Source organism: Rivularia sp. PCC 7116 (assembly GCF_000316665.1).
Lineage (GTDB): Bacteria > Cyanobacteriota > Cyanobacteriia > Cyanobacteriales > Nostocaceae > Rivularia.
The window spans coordinates 2,916,476-2,936,452 of the sequence record NC_019678.1 but is presented as its reverse complement, the minus strand read 5'-3'; the positions used below and the strand labels follow the sequence as shown (position 1 = coordinate 2,936,452).

The following is a 19,977-nucleotide window of genomic DNA, read 5'->3' as shown; positions in this document are numbered from 1 at the left end:
AAAAACCAGGTTTTTAACTGATATTGTCTGGAAAATTGACATTGCTGAATTGAAATATGAATTTATTTTTCTCATATTTACTTGCCCCCTAAATCCCCGAAGTTTGGGGGACTTGAAATTATTTTTCCCCCAGAATTGGGGATTGGGGGGCAAATCATACTTTTAATCAGCAACGCCGGAAAATTTAACCATCTGGAAACTGCCAGCAAGATATCGCTTCTACGTTTGCGCTACCGCACTCATGGCAAATAGCATCAAAAACTGAATCAACCCATTCGTAATTGCAATCTCTACAATGACAAAAAATATTATTATGGTTAGCAATCTTTATTTTTTGCTGCCATTGATAAATGGTTGAACTATTGTGATTAGAATTAAAGCTTGACATCTCTTAAAATAACTTATTGAATAATTAATAAAATTAACTTTATAACTGCGTTTCAAAAGCAGTAATACAGACAAAATTTGTTAGACTAACGCTACTAATAAATATAAATTAATGACACCTGAAAACTATATAGTAGTAATTACAGCATCAGCCGGAGGACTTAACGCTATTAGCGAAATTTTATCAAAATTACCATCAAATTTTCCCGCACCGATTGCAATAGCACAACATTTAGATCCCAAACGTCCCAGTATGTTAGCAGAAATTTTGGACAAGCGAAGTCCTTTATCTGTCAAGCAAGCTAAAGCAGGGGATAAACTATATCCGGGTAAGGTTTATATCGCTCCACCCGATTTACATCTTCTGGTGAATCCAGATGGTTCTTTATCTTTATCTCGCTCGGAAAAAGTGCATTATGTGCGTCCTGCTGGTGATGTACTATTTAAGTCAGTTGCAGCTAGCTTCAAAGAAAAATGTATTGCCGTTGTTCTCACCGGTATGGATGGAGATGGTGCTGCGGGAGTACAAGAGATAAAAAAGATGGGTGGTATAGTTATTGCTCAAGACAAAAGTACTTGCAAATATCCTAGTATGCCAGATTCTGCGATTCAAACTGGTGATGTAGATTTTGTTATACCTCTTGAATCTATTGCGCGTTCCTTAATGTATTTAATGCAGTAGTTTATTCGCTGATGTTTACTAAGACAGTTACACGTATATTTTGTGAAATATTTTGTGAAATCTGACTATTTTTCCCTTTATTATTTAAGAATAAAAGCTTTGCAAAAACCGTTTGATGTTTTTTTAAAATAGCAGTTACGCACTTGTTACCAGAAATAAAGCTTTGCGACGTGCGATTCAGCTAGTTGAGGTGCACCTGCGTTAAAAGCTGAATACTTAGCGCAGCGAATAATAACGTAAATACACAGTCCGTGCGTAAGTTATGTCGCAGATGGGTAAGGTATTGTTTATGATTCGCTATATAACGCTAATACTGCTTCGGCAATTCTCAACTTAGCAGAACGAGCGCGGGGATTATTAGCAATTTCCTCTTCTTGTGCGGTAATCGGCTTTTTAGTTAAAACTTTTAATGATGACGAATCTTTAAAAGTATGTTTTACAATTCGATCTTCCAAGCTATGAAAACTAATAATTGCAATTTTTCCACCTTCGACAAGCGCTGACGGTGCTTTTTCTAAAAGAATTTCCAAAGCTTTTAATTCGTCATTAACCGCAATTCTTAAAGCTTGAAAAACCCGAGTTGCAGGGTGAATTCTTCCGTAACGATATTTCCTGGGAACGCAATAAGATATAGCTTCGGCTAATTCAGTTGTAGTATTAAAAGGACGATTTTCTACAATCCGTTTTGCAATCCTTCGCGATAACCTTTCTTCACCATATTTGAAGAAAATATCTGCTAATTTCACTTCACCCCAATGATTTATTATTTCAGCAGCAGTTAGCGATTGTCTTCTATCCATCCGCATATCTAATTCAGCTTCGTTGCGAAAACTAAAACCCCTCTCCGGATTATCTAAATGGTAAGAACTGACACCTAAATCTGCAATAATCCCATCAAAAGTATTGGCTGGAAAATCATATTCAGCAAAATTGCTACGAACAAATTTTACACGATTTTCAAATTCTGCTAAATTATTTTTTGCAGCTATTAAAGCATCTTCATCTTGGTCAATCGCAGTAATTTGCGTATCTGTTGCAGCTGATAATATTAACCGAGAATGTCCACCCCCACCAACAGTTGTATCTAAATAATGCCCGTTTTCACGTATTGTCAAACCTGTAATTATTTCCTTTCCTAAAACAGGAATATGGGAGAAAGCAGGTGTTTCTGTATTGGATGCTTCTGACGGTTGGTTGGTTGTAGACATTATTTGTATTTGAGTCTGATTCTTCAATTTCGGAAACACTAAGGTTGAATAGCAGATTTTAACAATATAAATTATTCCAGCATTGTGGAAACTTTTTTTATCTACTACCGCACCAATATTTTTTTTCAAATCATTTAAATAAGCAGATTTTTATAAAAACGTTTTGTTAATTAAATTGACATTATCCAAAAATATTTAAAATCTATCCATAATCCGAGAATATCTACTACATGTCCAAACAGATTGTACATGTTTTTCGACCACGTAGCGAATACTCAACTTTTTTACACACTAGTAAAATCGTTGCTTTAATGAGATTTTCTTCAATAATAATGACATTGGTTGCAATAATAAGGTTAAATATAGTTTTTTGTTACGATTTACTCTGGAAATAATGTATTTAAATATATAAAAATTGAGCTAGGTGAAGTTTAAAATGAATTTGATACGATAAATATTAAATAAAATCAGTATTTAAACTTAGATTAGTCAAATATTCTCAAAATTATTTCTGATTCTATCCTTGATTGTGGATAAAAATTGATTTAGTAATTCGTAATTAATTTTATAATTGTTGTATTTCCTTTAATAATATTTGATGTAATACATATCAACCATTACCTTCCCCCGTGCTGATTTCTATTAAATAAAGGGGTATCTGAGAAAAGCTTAAATTAGTTATTTTTTTACTCCGAAATCTACTCAGACCAATCTAGAAAGTCTACTGTGTTTGCGACATAGCGGAGGATACTATCAGTTTCAAAGTAATTTTACTAATGTGGTTTTTTATAACTAATGGTCAACCGCATTAATTTAAACGACTTGTAGAGAAGCTATTTAAGCTCGGAAAGATTTTATCGCTACATTTATTGCTTCTTGAAGACCTGTAGAGTGAATCCAGCCAACAAAAGCAGCATATTCGCATTGCCCATGTTTATTGGCGATGAAAATATGGTTGACAACGACTATATTTTTCCAAGTTCTAATACTAGTTCCATCGGCGAAGGAGAAAATAATTTTGGCACTCGAAAAGTCTCTCTCGCTAGCATCAGTAATTCCTGGTACAGTTCTAAAATGCTCTATCAATTTTGATATCAAGTTGTCTTCTGGTGCTGGTAATGGTTCTCTAGGCTGCAACCAAAATTCTTGAATTGCTCTAAAAACCGCAGGATTAGTTTTTAGTGCAACATGATTTACACCATCCAAGCAAATGAAATATGCATGTTTTAATTTGGTAGATTCAATTGGGACTGTACCATCTCCCCCACCAGTAACATTTCCAGCAATTACCAAAGTAGGGATTTTGGCAGTAATCCGCTCAGCTAAAGCCCGACGATTTTGACCAAGATGCTTTGCGATACCGATACCCCAACCAAATGGATCGACAATTCTTGCTAAGTCTGCTCCACCGATAGGAGAACCCAGTAAAACAATAGATTCAAACCGTTTCCACCATTCTGGGTGTCTAGATAGTACTTCCACCCAAATCACACCACCAAGTGAAGTTGCAATGATTCGAGCAGGGGTATTTGGATATTGTATAAATTTTTGTTCGACAACTTGCTCAACTTTACCAATCAGAGGCTCAATTTCAAACAGGGTTTCAATGAATCCGAGGTTTGGAGCGATAACAGAAGACTGGGGTGGGGCTATTCGATGAGCTAGGCTTCCCATTGTTTCGTTATTATCTGTCATCCCATGCTGAGAGAATAATATCAGTTTGATTTGATTTGTAAATGCCATAGGAAAGCAAATCAATTATGCAAAATTCACTTAGCTTTTATAACATCATTTTTTACTCATAGCCTACTGATTCCTAAGTAGGAATTTTATTTTCCCATGTCCAATGTCTATTGCCCGACTTATTTACCCAACAATCTTCAGAATTAGACATCATAATGCACTTAAACCCGCTTCATCCTTCATAATTAAGAAAATGCTGCTTAATTTATCTTCACTCTCCCCAAAAGCGAGCATGAGCAAATATTCGATCAACAATATTTGGCTAAAATAACTAAACTTAGGGGTGAGTGCAAAAAAGAATCTAAGGGGAGAATTACTAGTTCATGGCATTAATTGAAACTCGCACCGAACCAATGGTGCTGAACATGGGACCGCACCATCCCTCAATGCACGGGGTTTTACGCTTAATTATGACCCTAGACGGTGAGGATGTCCTCGATTGCGAACCCGTTATCGGCTATTTGCACCGGGGAATGGAGAAAATAGCCGAAAATCGTACTAATGTAATGTACGTTCCCTATGTGAGTCGCTGGGATTATGCTGCGGGAATGTTCAACGAAGCCGTTACCGTTAACGCACCCGAAAAATTAGCGGATATTGAAGTTCCCAAACGCGCTAGCTACATCCGCGTCATCATGCTGGAACTAAACCGCATTGCTAACCACTTATTATGGTGGGGACCATTCCTAGCTGACGTAGGAGCGCAAACTCCCTTTTTCTATCAGTTCCGCGAACGGGAAATGATTTACGATTTATGGGAAGCGGCTACAGGCTATCGCATGGTAAACAACAACTACTTCCGCGTTGGTGGTGTAGCTGTTGATTTACCCTACGGTTGGGTAGATAAATGTATGGAATTCTGCGACTATTTCTTACCTAAAGTAGATGAATACGAGAAATTAGTTACTAAAAATCCGATTTTCCGTCGTCGTGTAGAAGGATTAGGCGTAATTACCCGCGAACAAGCCATAAATTGGGGATTATCTGGCCCAATGTTACGCGCTTCCGGGGTGAAGTGGGACTTAAGAAAAGTTGACCACTACGAATGTTACGACGATTTTGACTGGGATGTACAGTGGGCAACCGAAGGAGACTGTCTCGCTCGCTATACAGTCAGATTGCGGGAAATGCGCGAATCCGTCAAAATCCTCAAGCAAGCTCTCAAAGGGCTTCCTGGCGGACCTTACGAAAATCTGGAAGCAAAGCGGATGCAGGAAGGTAAGAAGTCCAAGTGGAACGACTTTGAATATCAATATATTGCTAAAAAAGTTGCTCCTACCTTTAAAATTCCCAACGGTGAAATCTATTCTCGCGTAGAAAGCGGTAAAGGTGAGTTAGGTATTTACTTAGTTGGAGATAATAACGTCTTTCCTTGGCGTTGGAAAATCCGTCCAGCAGATTTCAATAATTTGCAGATTTTACCTGAATTATTAAAGGGTGTGAAAGTAGCAGATATCGTTGTGATATTGGGTAGTATCGACGTAATTATGGGTTCCGTGGATAGATAATTTCAATTTTGGATTTTAAGTTCGCGTATCGGAGACAAAACTTAAGGGTGTAAATGTCCTTCCCTTAAACTTTTCAAAAAAGATTTTAGATTTTGGATTTCATTGGAAAATTCTAAATCTAAAATCTTTTTTCATATTTTAGGGGATGGAGCATTGAGTATTGGGAAATAAGGTAAGGAGCTAACTGAAAAATAATTTATAATTATCAACCCCTAGCTTCTAATTATTAACTTTAAATCCTAAATCTAAAATCCCGTGGTTTCCCAAATTATATTTTTACTTTTCTTTCCTGCTTGTTTAGGAATACTAAGACAAGTTATTTGGAATACAGAATTAACGCATCAATTATTAGCATTTGGAATATTTTTATTTTGTATAGAACAAGCCAATATGGCAAATCAAGATTTACAACAGGTAGCTGATGCTAAAACGAAAGTGCAAGATGCTCGTTTAGATATTTTTCAAAGGATTACTATAATTACAATTATTATAGAATTGGTAGGATTTTATTTATCATCAATATATTTAGGTGGTGGTTCTCTTTTAATTTTGTTCGGCTTAATTTGGTTTAACTTATTTGCCAATATAAAAATTAATCATTCAGCAAACAATATCATTAAACCTTGGAGCATTACCGAACGTCTCCCAGTGTTAATAGCTGATGTTATTGGACTGATTTTAACTAGCCTCTGGATGTTAAAGATAGGTGATATTTGGATATCTTGGGGACTCTTCGTAATGGCTGTAGTTTTCTGCGATATTAAATTGTTTTTATATTTTAAGTCTTTTAATTTTCGATGGGAGATATGATAATTGTAGAAAAATTGTGGATAATAACTTAGTCATAATTGAAAACCTCACCCTCAATTCCTCTCCAAGTTATCGGAGAGGGAGGCTGAAGGCAGGGTGAGGTTTTAAATTTATTTAATTAAATTAAATATGGAATACAACCCCCAACTTTACCAAGAAATCACCAACCGTATAACCGCCAGCCCTCAGCAACGAATTACTTTTGCCGAATATATGGACTTAGCGCTATATCACCCAGAATACGGTTACTATTCTCAGAAAGCGACAAATTTAGGAAAACAAGGTGATTTTTTTACTTCCGTTCATCTTGGTGCTGACATAGGTGAAATGTTGGCAGTTCAATTTGCCGAAACGTGGGAGATATTAGGAAAACCTGAATCATTTGACTTAATAGAAATGGGTGCGGGACAGGGATATTTAGCCGCAGATATTCTCAACTATATTAAACAAGAATATTCCGCTTTTTTCAAAAGTTTAAAATATAAAATTATCGAAAAATCACCTGGATTAAAACAACTTCAACAACAGCGTTTAAAAGAATATCAAGTAACCTGGTGCGAATTAGAAGAGATATCAAATAATTCCGTAACCGGGTGCTTTTTCTCTAACGAATTAGTAGACGCTTTCCCCGTGCATCAATTCACCATAGAAAACGGAGAATTACGCGAGATTTACGTCACTAAAGAAGATGAAAATGCTGCCCCCTCTCCCCCCTCTAATCCTTTCACCGAAATCACCGACAAACCTTCAACACCAAAACTGGTTGATTATTTAAACTCCTTAGAAATTGACATAACTAAATATCCCTCGGGATATCGTAGCGAAATTAATTTAGCGGCTTTGGAATGGTTAAGTGTAATAGCTCACCGTTTGCAGCGCGGGTATGTGCTAACAATTGACTATGGATATATTAAAAACCGTTATTACAATCCCAGACGCGATCGCGGAACCTTACAGTGCTACACTCGACATCATCGCCATAATGACCCGTATATTAACATTGGGCAACAAGATATTACCGCTCATGTTGATTTTACTGCTTTGGAGAACAACGGCGATCGCCTCGGTTTGCACAAAGTTGGTTTAACTCAACAAGGATTGTTTTTGATGGCTTTAGGGTTAGGAGAGCGTGTAGCAAGTTTATCCCAATCCCAGCAACCTTTATCTACCATACTGAAACGTCGTGACTCCTTACACCAACTTTTAGATCCGATGGGGCTTGGTGGTTTCCACGTTTTAGTTCAAGCCAAAGGATTAAAAGAAACAGAAATATCACAAAAGCTCAAAGGTTTTACTCAACCACAGTGATATAGTTTTCAATTAATCATTTAATTTTATAGGGTAACAGGTTTGTAGTAAGAGTTTTAACTCTTATGTTTCCTCAAATGGTATAGCCAAATATCTAAAAAGTTAAAATTTTATTCATCTTATATTAGTTAACACTGTTTGTTGGTCTAACATAGCAGTGACTGTAGTGCTATATAAACACAACAAAGGTAATAATTATGTCTACTCACGACTTATTAATGTTAATTGGATTACTAACTCCCGGAATTTTGCTTTCAGTCATGATTATGGTGACATTCGCCGCTGGAGGCTAATAAATTAGTTGGGAGTTAAGAGTGAGGAGTGATTAAGGTTAAAGGTTAAAGGTTAAAGATTAAGAATTATAAATTTAGTAGGAGCATCTTGCTCCCTATCTACCTGCTTTAAATCCTTACAATTCTACCCCCCTCCTCCCACTCTTCCCCCTCTTCCCCGTCTCATTTAAAATATCGATATAAAAAGGAAATTAAAAATATGAAGGTGGCATTTCTGGGTACTGGATTAATGGGACAACCGATGGCACAAAGGTTGTTAGAACAAGGTGTAGAATTAATTGCTTATAACCGTACTCCAGAAAAATTAGAACCTCTAAAAGCAGCAGGAGCCGAAATTGTAGAACATCCCCATCAAGCAATTAGTGCTGCTGAATATGTGGTACTTATGCTGACAAACACGGCAGCAATTTACACGGTATTGCTTTCCGATATGTCCTCCCGCAGCGTCAAAGGAAAACAAGTTATCCAAATGGGGACAATCACCCCCACAGAAAGTAGAGAAATTAGAGATGCGGTAGTTTCCGCCGGTGGGGATTATATCGAAGCACCAGTACTTGGCAGCAGACCAGAAGCCAAAGATGGTAAATTAATTGTCATGGTAGGCGCGCAAAAAGACCAATACAGACGCAGTCTAGAATTATTAAAGCATTTTGGTACCGAACCCATACTTGTAGGTTCCGTAGGAAGCGCAGCAGCATTAAAACTAGCATTAAATCAGTTAATAGCATCCTTAACCTCAGCCTTTGGTCTTAGTCTCGGATTTATCCAAAGTCAAGGTATTAAACCAGACATATTTATGCAGATATTGCGTGAAAGTGCGGTTTATGCTCCTACCTTTGATAAAAAATTGCAGCGTATGGTAGATGGCAATTACGCTAATCCCAACTTCCCCGTAAAGCATTTGGTAAAAGACACAGACTATTTTATTGAAGAAGCCAAAGAAGCAGGGTTAAACGTTAGCAGCATTCAAGGTGTAAGAGAAATCCTTGAGATGACAATGAAAATGGCAATGAAAAACGAAGATTACTCATCTTTGTTTGAGGCTATTAAAGCTGGAGAGCATGGGGAGAGTTGATAATTGGGGATTGGGCATGGGGGATAGTTCGTAGGTTCGGTTGAGGAACGAAACCCAACATAATCTAGAAAACTAAACTAAATAATTTAATTCAAAATAACTATTAAACACCCAACGAAACCCCCCTTAATTCAATAATTCATATTAAATAATTTATCGGAAATTAAAAAAACTAATTATTTAAATATTCTTTCCCCGATTCCTATATTAGGATGGTGCGTCACGGTATTTTATAGATTGTAGTTTAAACATTTAAAATGTTTGTACCGTGACAGCACCCTACGACTATAATTCATTAAATCAAAACAATAAGTGTTGGGTTACTACGCAATTTAAATTAACTGGTTAAAAATTAAATTTCTTCGTGCGTCTAACCCAACCTACCAATCAACGAAATAATTAAAATCAAAATAACTATTAAACACCCGAACATTGCAACTCGCTTCATTCAAGAATTCATATTAGATAATTTATCGGAAATTAAAAAAACTAATTATTTAAATATTCTTTCCCCGATTCCTAAATTAGGATGGTGCGTCACGGTGTTTTATAGATTGTAATTTAAACATTTAAAATGTTCGTACCGTGACAGTACCCTAGGACTATAATCCATGAAATCAAAACAATAAGTGTTGGGTTACGACGCAATTTAAATTAACTGGTTAACAATTAAATTTTTCGTGCGTCTAACCCAACCTACCACTGTTCACTGTTAACTGCTCACTGTTAAAGTTTCGGCAAAATCTCCGGTAACAATTGCCCTGGAACTTTAGATAAAGCTACATTTTGTCCTTGAATTCCTAATTCATCATGGAAGCCGCGAATTGTTTTTACTATATAACCAATAGTGCTTTGATGAGTTTCTGATTCTTGGTTCATTCCTGTTAAGGCTTGTAGATGATTATCTAATGCTTTTTCTAAATACTGGGAACGAATTTTTTTATCTTCTGTGAAAAATTTATCTGTTGCTATCTGATAGTTGGCTAAACCTAAGTTATTATGAGTTGCAAACAAATCAAAGCTCAAAGATACACCTTTTAAGGAATGGGCTAAGGCTAAGGCTTCGTCATAAGCCTCAATAGACATTTTTAAATAGTTTAATCTTTCGTGTTTGTCTGTATCGGGTTGATTTGCTAAATGCCAATAAGCTGTACCTAAATTATTTTGCGTTGCAGCACAAGCTGTAGGAACGTTGGCTGGTGTACGATATTTTAAGGCTTCTTCGTAAGCATTTATTGCTAATTGCAAATATTCTACTTCTCTATCGTATTGTGCAAGATTCCAATAAGCTGTACCAATATTGTTTTGAATCATGCCGTATTTCAACGGTTCTTGCTCGGAATTATAGTAAACTACTGCACGGTCGTAAGCTACTATTGCCTGCTTTAAATTGATTACGGGTTGATTGTATTGCGCTAAATGCCAGTAAGCAGTACCTAAGTTGTTTTGGCAGGCTGCATACTTTAATGGTTCCATTTCGGCAGTACGGAAACGTAGAGCCTCAGTATACGCCGTGACTGCCTTTTGCCAGTTTTGGTCTGGATTGTTGAAACGAGCTAAATCGCCATAAGCCGTACCTAAGTTATTTTGGACTCTAGCATAAGTTTCCGAATGGCTTTCTGGTGAAATTAATTTCAATGCTAATTCGTAAAACTCGATACCTTGCTCAATATAAGATGGTCCTTCTTGCGAATTAGGTGGTGTACGGTACAGCATCCAATAAAGCGTACCTAAATCATTCAATACATCTGGAACAACAGCAGAAGAGTCATCATAAGCAATTGATTCCTGATATGCCAGAATTGCCACCATCAAGTTTTCTAAAGTCGATTGCCCTTGTTCGATGCGGATGCGATATATATTCCCTAATCGATAATAAGCAGCCCCAATTTCTTTTTCGTCAGCTTGTTGCGAATGTAAATCCTCAATCTCTCGCAAGATTTGCTGTACTTGAGAGTTTTCCTCTGGATTGTCAACTATCGTAGTACTAATAGTTGTCAGTATTAGCTCGGTTAACTCTTTACTAATATGGGGCAAATCCGAGGCTGAAGGAATAATATTGCTCGAATTATTTGTAGTGGTGGATTCGCCCTGTTCCTCCTGCTGCATTCCAGGAGTAAATATTTCTAATTCTGAGAGCGGATTTTTTTCTTTTTCTGCAAAAGATTCTACCGATTGCTCTAAGATATTTTCTGAGGTTTGAGATGTTTGGGATGGTGGAAAATCTAAATCTTCCTCAAAATTGAAATTGCTAGGAGGGGTTGCCAATTCTTCGTTAATCAGCGGTTCTTCCACAGAGTCTAAATCTAAACTTCTCTGGACTGAAAAACGTCGTGGCGTACTTCTATTTGGACTTGTTGGGGTTGGTTCCCCAGCAAATAAGAATAAACCAGTTCGACAACGCCAAAATTGCGGAGCCGACTGTTGAATTGCACGCAACCACGGACGTGGAACCCATAATAATAAACTTGATTCTAAAAATCTGCTGTCTGTTTGACTTGACAGTTGCTGCTCTGTTAAACGCAGGTAATGTAAAAATAAACGCTGTATTGCTACAGGTTGTCTAGTTAACTGTTCCGTACCCACCATTTGAAATGATGGAATCGGTAAAGCCTTCCCCGGTACATCTTTAGAACCACCAACAATCGGTGGTGGATAATTTGTTAACCATTGATTAATTTGCGCTATGGGATTTGGGTCATTTAAATTCAACCTTAAAGTGACTAATCGTGGATAAGCTGGAGTACTAGCTTCAGATTGGGTATCAATTGGCTGATACAGAACCTGCCCTACAGGATATGCCAAAGTTGAATGCAAACGAGCCGCCACTTGATTTCTCAAGTTTAAATCGTCACATACCGCTATGAAAATTTGTCTTCGCAAGTTTAAGCCTAAAGCAAGTTTCAAGCGGTGATAAACTTGCCGGTTCCAGCCAGAATTATTCGAGTTTACAGTGTCCTTTAAGCTCATAGCGGCTCATCATCAGCCAAATGCAGTTTACTTCCCAAAAATGGGCATATATAAGCAGCAACCTTAGTTGTGACTATGACTACGGTTTTCAAGTATTTATTGCATTGTTCAGGAAAAATCCGCTCTTTCAGGTTTTACGGAGCAAAAAAGTTTTATTTTATACTTTGCAACTGATGCATTCTAACAAATAAAAAACCAGGCTCCCTAAAAAAATGGAACCTGTTATACCAAAAGTAAATAATTTTTTATTTTTATCTTTTGTTAAGCAGCATTAGACACTGAGAAGGCAACAAAAAATACGCCGCCAAGCAATGCAGCAGCAGCAACTCCCAGCACAATATAAGTAATTTGTTGCTTTTTATTAGGAGGCTCAGCCTTGTAAACCTTTGGTTCGCGAGCGAAATTGTTTAAACGACCGCCTTCTTCTGTGGTATAGGGCATAATTTAAAATCCTTGTTATTCTCTTCGTATTATTTTACATGAACGGTGTAAGCGCTCTCTTCCTAAAGATATAGAAGTGGATATGGGGAATTGGGAATTGGGCATGGGGCATGGGGCATTGGGCATGGGGCATGGGGCATTGGGAATTGGTAATTAAAATCGTCAAATTTTCAATCAATGCTCTTCCTTTATTACCTATTACCTATTACCTATTACCCACTACCCACTACCTAATTAACCGTTCCTGTCAATGGAGAGGAAGGACTGGCATAATCCTTCATGGGCATCCTTCCGGCTAGGTATGCCAAACGTCCGGCTACTGCTGCCATGTTCATGGCTCTTGCCATTGCTGGCGGATTGTTTGCCAGGGCGATCGCGCTGTTAATCAGCAAAGCGTCTGCTCCCATTTCCATTGCTTGGGCGGCTTCGGATGGCGCACCAATACCAGCGTCTACTACTACTGGAATGTTGGCGTTTTCGATAATAATCTTTATATTGGCAGTAGTCTGCAATCCCTGCCCGGAACCAATTGGTGCTGCTAAAGGCATTACTGTTGCACAACCGACTTCTTCTAAACGTTTGGCTAACATTGGATCGGCATTTATATAAGGAAGTACCGCGAAACCTTCTTTTACCAATTGTTCTGCGGCTTGTAGGGTGCCTATTGGATCGGGAAGTAAATATTTTGCATCGGGAATTACTTCTAATTTGACAAAGTTATTATCTTCTTGTCCGAGAATTTTCGCCATTTCTCTTCCCAAACGAGCAACGCGAATTGCTTCATCTGCCGTTTTACACCCTGCGGTGTTAGGCAGCATCCAAATTTTGTTCCAGTCTAATGCTTCTGCTAAACCTTCATGTCCGGGAGCGTTGGTTTGAACTCTGCGTACTGCAACTGTAACTATTTGACATTCGCTCTTGTCTACGCTCTGCTGCATTTCGACAATATTTTTATACTTACCCGTACCAGTCATCAAGCGCGATGTAAATTCTTTACCAGCTATAATTAGCTTGGAATCTTGAATTGCATCTTGAATTAAATCTTCATTTGGTGACTTAACTACCTGGTTGGTTTGTAAAGATTGTGAAGAGATATTACCGTTGGAAAAATTCACGGAAGAAGTCGGCATAGCGGTAGATTTAGACGTTGAATTATGGAAGCGTGAATAATCAAAGTTAGCGAATATTGAATCAGATTTTTCTTCTAAAACTATATCGGCAATTAATTTCGCGGTTATCGGTGCTAGCAGAATACCATTTCGATGATGACCGGTAGCAAATATTAAGTTTTTACACCAGCTATTGCCAAGAATCGGTAATTCGTCGGGAGTAGTCGGACGAAATCCCCACCACAATTCTTCGATGGGATAATTTTGCAGTTGCGGATATAGTCTGATAGCTGCTTGCAATAAACTTTGAATGCCTATAGGTGTATTTCCGGGAGTAAAACCAACATCTTCGCAAGTAGCGCCAATTATAATTCTTCCGTCGCGTCTGGGTACGATATAAATATTTTCTCCATACAGTACCCTACTCAAAGGTAATTCTTGAGTCGAAAATGGTACTTTGATACTCAACATTTGACCTTTGACAGGACGCAAGGGTAAAGGTAATAATTCATTACACCAAGCCCCCGTTGCTAGCACGTATTTTGAAGCGCAAAGCCTGCCAGCATTAGTTTGTAAACCTTTAACCTCTCCTTGCTGTTGAATAATTCCTTTTACCGTAATTCCTTCTTGAATTTCAACACCAAGATTTTGGGCAGCATTTAAAAGAGTTTGAAATAAAGCGCGATTATCAACCTGAGCATCTTCTGGGTACCACCAACCACCGATTACTTCTTCGCTTAAACCTGGTTGGTATTGATGAATTGTTTGTTTGTCTAACCATTCTGCTGAAGAGTGGGGAGAGTGGGAAGAATTATCAAACTTTTCTCCTTGTCCCTCATAAACTGGAGCTAAAATACCACAAGCCCAATAACCAGTATCTAAACCTGTAATTTCTTCTAATTTTCTCGTCCAATCTGGATATAAATATAAAGAACGATTGCACAATTGCAGCATAGCTGTATCGGCAATGCGTTCGGCAGAAGGTGCTAGCATTCCAGCTGCGGCTGTTGCTGCTGCTGCTTTTCTATTTCGGCTTATCGCGGTGACTTTTGCACCGCGTAGTTTCAGTTCAATGGCTGTTGCTAAGCCGATAACACCGCCACCAATAATTAAAATGTCACTAGTCATTAGTCAGCCGGTTATTAGTCTTTAGTTATTATTAACTAGTAACAAATAACTAGTAACTTATAGACTATTTGTAAAGCAAATCTTAAGCTCTTAGTGATATGGTCTAAACTGGGTTTTTGATAGAAAAAGTATGAAATAGTTCAATATTCCCTCAAGCACAAACCCCCAGGAATGGTCTTAATGTTTGCTTTACCAACAACCTCTGATGACTGATAACTGCTAACTGGCATTTTCTACCATAAGGCACGAATTGGTGCCTTGTTGCCAGATGTTGTTCTTCGACTGTTACTGCCCAAGGGTTGTGCTGTAGAAGTCGAATCAGTTGTAGATCTATTGCCTTGAGCGGTTGTTGTAGGCGCACTCTGGATTGTTCTAGAGTTGTTGTTATTCTGAGCGACGCTGCCTTGTTGACCACTTTGTCCAGAAGACGAGCCACCAGCAGAACCATTAGCGCCAGTGGCAGTACTATTAACATTAATATTAGCTGGAAGCACTTGCGATTCTCTTCTTTTAGCGGGAGCTTCTGCGTTGCGTCCATCCATAGGAAAATTGATGCCCAATAATGTACCTAGCAAAATTGCCAAGCCTCCAGCCATCAAAATTAAAGGTGTCCATCTACCCATTTGTGTTCTATCTCCTAATCAACTTTTGGGGTATTTTTTCTTACTTTATAAACTGCCAATTTTGCGAAGCCGAACAATATAGCCTTTGACTTATGTCAAAAACTTTTCAGCCAGTAAAATAGTTCGTTTTAGCAACCTTGGATTTGAACTGTGCAGCTATTGCAGCCTGTGAACTTGCTATTACTAATAACAGTTAATTGTTAATTACTTTATTCACTGCTGTTATAAAGGTCAATGCCATAAGAGCAGCATGTCTAAAAAATTAAGTTTTAACTTACAAACTGCGAGATCAGGTTTGCATACAAATTATTGTCTTAGGTTGAGCTAAAAAAACAGGCATCCTAGGTTACCAAACCGGTTTTTTATTGTTGTATATTGACACATTGCTTTCGTAGTTATTGCTTTACTCTCTACAATTATGACCGTAAATTCCTCACACCAACTTTGGATCTACGACACCACGCTACGAGACGGAACTCAGCGTGAAGGCTTATCAGTTTCGCTGGAAGATAAATTACGTATCGCAAGGAGATTAGATGAACTGGGAATTCCTTTCATCGAAGGTGGATGGCCTGGAGCTAACCCGAAAGACGTACAGCTTTTTTGGCAATTGCGAGAACAACCACTTAAACAAGCACAAATTGTTCCCTTTTGCTCGACTCGACGACCAAACAAATCAGCAAGTTCCGAACCAATGCTGCAAGCTATTCTTGCCAGCAGTACTTTGTGGGTAACTATTTTTGGTAAGTCCTGGGATTTACACGTTACCGAAGGTCTGAAAACAAGTTTAGCAGAAAATTTGGAAATGATTCGCGATACTATCGAGTATCTTCGCACTCAAGGTCGTCGCGTTATATACGATGCAGAGCATTGGTTTGACGGGTATAAGAACAATCCCGATTATGCTCTACAAACTCTAAAAGCAGCGATCGCTGCTGGTGCGGAATGGCTAGTACTCTGCGATACAAATGGCGGCACTTTACCCCATGAAGTTTCCCAAATTGTTACCGATGTAATTGAAAACTGTCCTAAAAATATTCAATTAGGAATTCATACTCATAATGATTCAGATATGGCTGTTGCTAATGCTGTTTCTGGAGTAATGGCGGGAGTGCAGATGGTACAAGGTACAATTAATGGTTATGGCGAACGTTGCGGTAATGCCAATCTTTGTTCCTTAATTCCGAATTTACAATTAAAGTTGGGTTACAACTGCATTGATTCCAACCAGCTATCTCAACTTACCCAAGCTAGTCGGTTTGTTAGTGAAGTTGTTAATCTTGCTCCCGACGAACATGCTCCTTTTGTGGGACGTTCGGCTTTTGCTCATAAAGGAGGGATTCACGTTTCAGCAGTACAAAAAAATCCTCTAACTTACGAACACATCGAACCAGAAAAAATTGGCAATTGTCGCCGTATAGTTATTTCTGAGCAAGCTGGAGTCAGCAACGTTTTAATCAAAGCCCGTGGATTTGGAATTGAACTTGATAAAAATCATCCAGCAACGTGGCAAATATTACAGCGTCTTAAAGAACTAGAAAGTCAGGGGTATCAGTTTGAAGCGGCAGAAGCTAGTTTTGAATTACTGATGCGCGAAGCTTTACAAACTCGTCCTGCATTTTTCCAAGTTAAAGGCTTTCAAATTCACTGCGATTTAGGAAAAGCCTTGGAAACAACCAAAGCCCTGGCAACAGTTAAAGTCGCTGTCAATAACGAAGACATTTGGGAAGCAGCAGAAGGAAACGGGCCAGTTGCAGCATTAGATGCAGCTTTACGCAAGGGATTGGTAAAATTCTACCCCCAAATCCAGACATTTGAACTGACAGATTATAAAGTCAGGATTATTAACGGAAACACTGGAACATCAGCCACTACCCGCGCCATCGTAGAATTAGGAAATGGTATTCAGCGCTGGACAACGGTAGGAGTTTCCAACAATATATTAGAAGCCTCTTATCAAGCAGTGGTTGAAGGATTGGAATACGGTTTACTTTTGCACTCGCAGTTGAATGCTGAAATTAGGTAATGGCTAATGGGTAATAGGTAGTGGGTAATGGGTAGTAGGTAGTGAGTAATGCATTGAAAATTCTACTTTATTCTCAATTACCAATTACCAATTACCAATTACCAATTCCCAATTCCCAATTCCCAATTCCCCAAACCCAATCATTTAAATATTGTCCCAAGCTGACGCTACGACTTGACTAAGCCAACGACGTTGTTGCTTGTCAAGTACAGCATCTTCAGCTAAAACTTGATTTGTTAATTCTTCTAATGATTGACCTTGAGAACGGACGAATTTTATCACCCCTGCTATTGCTACAGCTACCAATTCCTCATCAACCGGTTGCTGTTTCATAGCAAAAATTTCTTGAGGGTTGTCTGGGATGGGATAATTCATGGCGTGTGTGTGTGAATAATTAAAGGAACAAAAAAACTTGCGAACTCTTAAACTTTCTTTACAGAATATTTATTCAACTGATAGGGCGGAGTTTACCGTGATTTACGACTTTCTTAAATCTGTCTTAATGAGTAGATTTTGGGGAATTTGCAACCAAAAATGAAAGAAATTCTTTATTTAGAAATCCCAACGTGTGACACAGCAGTAGTAAGAAACTGGTTGCAAACCGAATTTCAACCGGGAACTTGCGACAAATTATTAACGTCTGATGGCATTCGTTTGAAGTCGCTTGATACTACAGCCGCTGTTGTCGATGTTACGGAAAAGTTACCAAATGAATTATCCGTATTCGTTTGGAATGTACAGCGAACAACATATTTAAAGGTGTTTCGGTGGGGCGATAAGTTTCCCCTGGAGACACAAATTGTACGAAATTTAACCCATAAGATACGCGATCGCTTTCCCCATCATTATCCCGAACCACCAACTATTGATTTGTCCAAAAAATCAATATTTGAAGCTTTAGCTCCTTATTATCCTCTTACGGTTAAGTATTTCCAGAAAATGCCTAATGGGGAATACGATCTAAACCGTGCTTATTGGTGGGAACAACGTTGGCGTGAAGGTGTAAGGAATCCCCAGGAGCCGCGACAGGTTTTGTTTTCTCGCGAAGGAAGTGTGGCAGAAGGGGAAGCTGAAGAATCTGCTTCTATTGAAAAGATTTACGACTTAATCTACATCGGTGGCGCATTAGGAGTCATTCATGCGGCGGTGATGGCGCGACTTGGCTATAAGGTGCTATTGATAGAACGCTTGCCTTTTGGAAAAATGAATCGGGAGTGGAATATTTCCCGTTTAGAAATTCAAAGTTTGGTAAATCTGGGTTTACTGACTTCTGCTGAAGTAGAATCAATTATTGCCCGAGAGTATAAAGATGGATTCAATAAGTTTTTTGATGCCTATATTCCCAATAAGCTTAAAGCTCCAATTCTACATACGCCAACGGTTTTAAATATAGCTTTAGATTCCGAGAAACTACTTACCTTGTGTGGTGAAAAACTGCGAGCCGCAGGTGGTGATATCTGGGATGAAACAGAGTTTGTCAAAGCTGATATTGATACATATCAAGTTATTCTTACAGTTAAGGAATTACCATCGCAAACAAGTAAGCAAGTTAGCGGAAGATTGCTAGTAGATGCAATGGGAACGGCATCACCGATTGCATGGCAACTCAACCAAAAACGGGCTTTTGACAGCGTATGTCCGACGGTGGGAGCAGTTGTCGAAAGCGGATTTGAGCCTGAAGTTTGGGATTCAAAATATGGTGATGTTCTTAACAGTCATGGAGATATTTCGCGGGGGAGGCAGTTAATTTGGGAATTATTTCCAGGTGAAGACGAAGAATTAACAATTTACTTATTTCACTATCACCAAGTAAACCCAGAGAATCCCGGCTCTTTACTGGAGATGTACGAAGACTTTTTCGCCATTTTGCCAGAATATCGCCGCTGCGATATGGATAAGCTAGTCTGGAAAAAACCTACGTTCGGTTATATACCCGGACATTTCAGCGTCGGAAGTCGCGATCGCACTGTGGCTTTGAATCGTTTAATAGCGATTGGTGATGCGGCATCGCTCCAGTCTCCACTGGTATTTACGGGCTTTGGTTCCTTAGTGCGGAATTTAGAAAGATTAACACAACTTCTAGACACTGCCCTCAAGCACGATTTACTTTCAGCCAAAGATTTAAACCAAATCCGGGCTTTCCAAAATAATATTGCCGTAACTTGGATGTTTTCCAAAGGTATGATGGTTCCTACAGGAAAATTTATACCACCCGAACGTATAAACGCCATGCTTAATAACTTCTTTGGGTTATTAGCAGATGAGCCTTTAGAAGTTGCGGATAATTTTATTAAGGATAGATTCGATTTATCAACTTTTAACCGACTGGCATTAAAAGCAGCTAAGAAAAATCCCGCCTTACTACTATGGATTTGGCAACTTGCGGGTGCTAAAGATTTATTAAGATGGGTTGGTAACTATATCGATTTTACTCGCCACACCATAGTCAGCGCTGTATTTGGTAAATTGTTTGGGAAAATTATCCCCCAGATGCAGCCAAAGTTAGAATCTCGCTTTCCAGCATTATGGCTGCGACTTTTGGCAATGAATTATGCATTAAGCGCCGGTAAAGCGGTTGACAGTGGCAAGCTACCGGTTAAGAGTTACCAGTTAGAAGTTAGAAGTTAGGAATCATGGGGTGATGGAGTAATGGGTAGAAAATTAAT

14 protein-coding genes are annotated in these 19,977 nt (G+C 38.5%); 7 read left to right on the top strand and 7 right to left on the bottom strand.

Annotated elements, in window-relative coordinates:
- Positions 1-499 precede the first annotated feature (499 nt).
- Entirely contained in the window at positions 500-1,069 is a 570-nt protein-coding gene (locus tag RIV7116_RS11445; protein WP_015118459.1) for a chemotaxis protein CheB, read from the top strand.
- A gap of 287 nt (positions 1,070-1,356) precedes the next feature.
- Here RIV7116_RS11445 and rsmH read toward each other — a convergent pair whose 3' ends face one another.
- Positions 1,357-2,277, bottom strand: a complete 921-nt coding sequence (rsmH, locus tag RIV7116_RS11440; RefSeq protein ID WP_044291747.1) for a 16S rRNA (cytosine(1402)-N(4))-methyltransferase RsmH — start codon at positions 2,275-2,277, stop codon at positions 1,357-1,359.
- An 837-nt stretch (positions 2,278-3,114) separates the two neighbouring features.
- Positions 3,115-4,020, bottom strand: a complete 906-nt coding sequence (locus tag RIV7116_RS11435; protein ID WP_015118457.1) for an alpha/beta fold hydrolase — start codon at positions 4,018-4,020, stop codon at positions 3,115-3,117.
- 323 nt (positions 4,021-4,343) lie between these two features.
- On the opposite strand from RIV7116_RS11435, the gene RIV7116_RS11430 reads away from it, so the two are divergent.
- The 4 genes from RIV7116_RS11430 (at position 4,344) to RIV7116_RS11415 (ending at position 9,014) form a co-directional block, all read left to right on the top strand.
- Complete coding sequence (locus tag RIV7116_RS11430) at positions 4,344-5,528, top strand: NAD(P)H-quinone oxidoreductase subunit H (protein ID WP_015118456.1); 1,185 nt, start codon at positions 4,344-4,346, stop codon at positions 5,526-5,528.
- Between the two features lie 255 nt (positions 5,529-5,783).
- Positions 5,784-6,338, top strand: a complete 555-nt coding sequence (locus RIV7116_RS11425; RefSeq protein WP_015118455.1) for a hypothetical protein — start codon at positions 5,784-5,786, stop codon at positions 6,336-6,338.
- A 129-nt stretch (positions 6,339-6,467) separates the two neighbouring features.
- Entirely contained in the window at positions 6,468-7,646 is a 1,179-nt protein-coding gene (locus tag RIV7116_RS11420) for a class I SAM-dependent methyltransferase (RefSeq protein ID WP_015118454.1), read from the top strand.
- A gap of 405 nt (positions 7,647-8,051) precedes the next feature.
- Positions 8,052-9,014: an NAD(P)-dependent oxidoreductase gene (locus tag RIV7116_RS11415; protein WP_371261642.1), complete on the top strand. Its 963-nt coding sequence runs from the start codon at positions 8,052-8,054 to the stop codon at positions 9,012-9,014.
- 726 nt (positions 9,015-9,740) lie between these two features.
- Here RIV7116_RS11415 and RIV7116_RS11410 read toward each other — a convergent pair.
- The 4 genes from RIV7116_RS11410 to RIV7116_RS36410 all read right to left on the bottom strand — a co-directional run bounded on the left by RIV7116_RS11410 (position 9,741) and on the right by RIV7116_RS36410 (position 15,285).
- Entirely contained in the window at positions 9,741-11,984 is a 2,244-nt protein-coding gene (locus RIV7116_RS11410; protein ID WP_015118451.1) for a tetratricopeptide repeat protein, read from the bottom strand.
- A 261-nt stretch (positions 11,985-12,245) separates the two neighbouring features.
- Positions 12,246-12,425, bottom strand: a complete 180-nt coding sequence (psb34, locus tag RIV7116_RS11405; RefSeq protein ID WP_015118450.1) for a photosystem II assembly protein Psb34 — start codon at positions 12,423-12,425, stop codon at positions 12,246-12,248.
- A 230-nt stretch (positions 12,426-12,655) separates the two neighbouring features.
- The gene (gene thiO / locus RIV7116_RS37480; protein WP_015118449.1) at positions 12,656-14,662 is read right to left on the bottom strand and encodes a glycine oxidase ThiO; all 2,007 of its coding nucleotides are present in this window, start codon (positions 14,660-14,662) and stop codon (positions 12,656-12,658) included.
- A 233-nt stretch (positions 14,663-14,895) separates the two neighbouring features.
- On the bottom strand, positions 14,896-15,285 hold the full coding sequence (locus RIV7116_RS36410; protein WP_015118448.1) for a hypothetical protein: 390 nt from the start codon (positions 15,283-15,285) through the stop codon (positions 14,896-14,898).
- 418 nt (positions 15,286-15,703) lie between these two features.
- On the opposite strand from RIV7116_RS36410, the gene cimA reads away from it, so the two are divergent.
- Positions 15,704-17,311, top strand: a complete 1,608-nt coding sequence (cimA, locus tag RIV7116_RS11390; protein ID WP_015118447.1) for a citramalate synthase — start codon at positions 15,704-15,706, stop codon at positions 17,309-17,311.
- Between the two features lie 144 nt (positions 17,312-17,455).
- Here cimA and RIV7116_RS11385 read toward each other — a convergent pair whose 3' ends face one another.
- Positions 17,456-17,686, bottom strand: coding sequence for a hypothetical protein (locus RIV7116_RS11385; RefSeq protein ID WP_015118446.1), 231 nt, complete (start codon positions 17,684-17,686; stop codon positions 17,456-17,458).
- 159 nt (positions 17,687-17,845) lie between these two features.
- Between RIV7116_RS11385 and RIV7116_RS11380 the strand changes: the two genes are divergently transcribed.
- Entirely contained in the window at positions 17,846-19,939 is a 2,094-nt protein-coding gene (locus tag RIV7116_RS11380) for a flavin-dependent dehydrogenase (RefSeq protein ID WP_044290889.1), read from the top strand.
- Positions 19,940-19,977: the final 38 nt, after the last annotated feature.

Excerpts from the sequence above, each read along its gene's own strand:
- RIV7116_RS11445 (WP_015118459.1), top strand. The coding sequence starts at position 500 with ATGACACCTGAAAACTATATAGTAGTAATTACAGCATCAGCCGGAGGA.
- rsmH (WP_044291747.1), bottom strand. The coding sequence starts at position 2,277 with ATGTCTACAACCAACCAACCGTCAGAAGCATCCAATACAGAAACACCT.
- RIV7116_RS11435 (WP_015118457.1), bottom strand. The coding sequence starts at position 4,020 with ATGGCATTTACAAATCAAATCAAACTGATATTATTCTCTCAGCATGGG.
- RIV7116_RS11430 (WP_015118456.1), top strand. The coding sequence starts at position 4,344 with ATGGCATTAATTGAAACTCGCACCGAACCAATGGTGCTGAACATGGGA.
- RIV7116_RS11420 (WP_015118454.1), top strand. The coding sequence starts at position 6,468 with ATGGAATACAACCCCCAACTTTACCAAGAAATCACCAACCGTATAACC.
- RIV7116_RS11410 (WP_015118451.1), bottom strand. The coding sequence starts at position 11,984 with ATGAGCTTAAAGGACACTGTAAACTCGAATAATTCTGGCTGGAACCGG.
- psb34 (WP_015118450.1), bottom strand. The coding sequence starts at position 12,425 with ATGCCCTATACCACAGAAGAAGGCGGTCGTTTAAACAATTTCGCTCGC.
- thiO (WP_015118449.1), bottom strand. The coding sequence starts at position 14,662 with ATGACTAGTGACATTTTAATTATTGGTGGCGGTGTTATCGGCTTAGCA.
- RIV7116_RS36410 (WP_015118448.1), bottom strand. The coding sequence starts at position 15,285 with ATGGGTAGATGGACACCTTTAATTTTGATGGCTGGAGGCTTGGCAATT.
- cimA (WP_015118447.1), top strand. The coding sequence starts at position 15,704 with ATGACCGTAAATTCCTCACACCAACTTTGGATCTACGACACCACGCTA.
- RIV7116_RS11385 (WP_015118446.1), bottom strand. The coding sequence starts at position 17,686 with ATGAATTATCCCATCCCAGACAACCCTCAAGAAATTTTTGCTATGAAA.
- RIV7116_RS11380 (WP_044290889.1), top strand. The coding sequence starts at position 17,846 with ATGAAAGAAATTCTTTATTTAGAAATCCCAACGTGTGACACAGCAGTA.